This window comes from Rhodobaculum claviforme, assembly GCF_016653255.1.
In the GTDB taxonomy this organism is placed as follows: Bacteria; Pseudomonadota; Alphaproteobacteria; order Rhodobacterales; family Rhodobacteraceae; genus Rhodobaculum; species Rhodobaculum claviforme.
On record NZ_NHSD01000009.1, the window covers coordinates 1 to 2,688 of the forward strand.

Consider the following 2,688-nt stretch of genomic DNA (forward strand, 5'->3'; position numbering starts at 1 on the left):
GAAACGATCGACTGGCTGCGCTTGATCCGCAGCGAGAACGTCGGGCCGGTGACCTTCCATGCCCTGCTTCGACGCTTCGGAACGCCCGCAACCGCCCTCGACGCCCTGCCCGAGCTGGCCACGCGGGGCGGACGCAAGAAACCGATCAAAATCTGTCCCCGCACCGTCGCGGAGAAGGAGCTGAACCGGCTGGAGAAGTTGGGCGGCCATGCGCTTGCGTGCGGGCACGCGGGCTACCCCGCGCTGCTCGCCGCGCTGGACGATGCCCCGCCGTTGTTGTTCGTCCGTGGCCACCCCGCTCTGCTGGACCAGCCGGCGATCGCCCTCGTCGGCGCGCGCAACGCCAGCGCCAACGGTCGCCGGATGGCGCGAACGCTGGCGCACGAACTGGCCAGCGAGGGGCTGCTGGTGGTCTCCGGCCTCGCCCGGGGAATCGACGGCGCGGCACACACGGGCGCGCTCGGTGACGGTACGCTGGCGGGCGGCACCTGTGCGGCCATGGCCGGCGGGGTCGACGTCGTCTATCCGCCGGACCACGCGCAGCTTTACGACGAACTGGCCACTCGGGGGGTGCTGATCTCCGAGATGCCGGTCGGCACCGAACCGCAAGCCCGCCACTTCCCCCGCCGCAACCGCCTGATCTCCGGCCTGTCGCTCGGCGTCGTGGTGGTCGAGGCGGCGCTCAAGAGCGGCTCCCTGATCACCGCGCGTCTGGCCGGCGAGCAGGGGCGGGAAGTCTTCGCGGTCCCCGGGAGCCCGCTCGATCCGCGCGCCAAGGGCTGCAACCGGCTGCTGCGCGACGGTGCGGTGCTGGTCGAATCCACGCGCGACGTACTGGACGGTCTGCGCCCGCTGCTACGCAGCGACCCGCACGAGTCGCCTGCCCGCGGCTATCTGTTCGGCGCCCTGGGATGGGAGACCGATATGCGCACGGAGGGGGAGATGGCCGGAAGCGAGGTCACCGAGTCTGAGCTGGCGCGCGCACGGTCGGAAATCGCGGAGTTGCTCGATCCAACCCCAGTCGCGGTTGACGAAGTGATCCGGCAATGCCAGTTATCGCCAGCGATCGTGACGCTGGTCCTCCTGGAAATGGAGCTCGCCGGACGCTGCGAGCGGCATCCGGGCAACCGTGTCGCCCGGCGCCAGGACGACATCGCGGACGCGTCCTAAGGCCGGCCCCGGCCGCGTCACCGGGCTGGCCGATCAGCCTGGTTAAAGCATGAACGTCGTCATCGTCGAATCTCCGGCCAAGGCCCGGACGATCAACAAATACCTAGGCCGCGACTTCCACGTGCTGGCGTCGTACGGGCACGTGCGTGACCTGCCGTCCAAGGACGGCTCGGTGCGTCCGGACTCCGACTTCGAGATGGACTGGGAGGTGGATTCCCAGGCCGAGAAGCGGATCAAGGAGATCGCCAGCGCGGTCAAGGGCGCCGACGCGCTCTATCTCGCGACTGACCCCGACCGCGAAGGCGAAGCCATCTCCTGGCACATCCTGGAGGAGTTGCGCCGCCGGCGTGTGCTTGGCGAGAACCTCGCGATCCGCCGGGTAGCGTTCAACGCGATCACCAAGTCGGCCATTCAGGAAGCCTTCGAGCAGCCGCGCGACCTGAACCGCGAGCTGATCGAGGCCTACCTCGCCCGCCGCGCGCTCGACTACCTGGTTGGCTTCACGCTGTCTCCCGTGCTCTGGCGGAAGTTGCCGGGCTCCAAGTCGGCCGGCCGCGTACAGTCGGTCGCGCTGCGCCTGATCTGCGAGCGCGAGGCCGAGATCGAGGCCTTCCGGCCGCAGGAATACTGGACGATCGACGCCCACCTGACGGCCCAGCAGGGCGGTCAGTTCACCGCCCGCCTGACCCATTTGGACGGCCAGCGGCTCGACAAGTTCGGCCTGCCCAACGCGCAAAGCGCCGAGGCCGCCAAGGCGAAGCTGGAGAACGCCAACGACTTCAAGGTCGCCGGCGTCGAGCGCAAGCAGAGCAAGCGCAATCCGCAACCGCCCTTCACCACCTCCACCCTGCAGCAGGAAGCTTCCCGCAAGCTCGGCTTCGGCGCCAGCCGCACCATGCAGGTCGCCCAACGCCTGTACGAGGGTGTGGAGATGAACGGCGAGGCCGTCGGCCTGATCACCTACATGCGGACCGACGGCGTCCAGATCTCGCAGGAGGCGCTGACCCAGACCCGCGATCTGGTGAACCGGCGTTTCGGCAGCGACTACCTGCCCGACAAGCCGCGGCAGTATGCCACCAAGGCGAAGAACGCCCAGGAGGCGCACGAGGCGATCCGCCCGACCGACCTGTTCCGCACCCCGGAAGACGTGCGCAGCGTTCTCAACGACGAGGCTTACAAGCTCTACGAGCTGGTCTGGAAGCGTACGGTCGCCAGCCAGATGGAAAGCGCGCGCCTGGATCAGGTGCAGGCGACCATCCGGGTCGACTACGACTTGGCGCAGCTCCGCGCCAACGGCTCGACCGTGACTTTCGACGGCTTCTACCGCCTGTACCGGGAAAGCCGGGACGAAGAGAGCGAGAGTTCGGACAGGTCGGGCACCGAGGACGACAAGCGCCTACCGCCGCTCAAGGAAGGCGAGCCGGCGCACCAGGCTCGCTTCGGAGTAGCGCGGCGGCGGCTGCGTGAAGTGCTGCTCCTCGACGATCTTGTCGCGTTGCGTCGGCTCGCCTTCCTTGA

2 protein-coding genes are annotated in these 2,688 nt (G+C 68.5%); both read left to right on the forward strand.

The features are described from left to right. Positions 1-1,170: DNA-processing protein DprA (gene dprA, locus CCR87_RS00130; RefSeq protein WP_242511769.1), on the forward strand; the 1,170-nt coding region annotated here is incomplete at its 5' end. A gap of 49 nt (positions 1,171-1,219) precedes the next feature. Further along, the coding region (gene topA, locus CCR87_RS00135) for a type I DNA topoisomerase (RefSeq protein WP_201155320.1) at positions 1,220-2,688 on the forward strand (1,469 nt) is incomplete at its 3' end.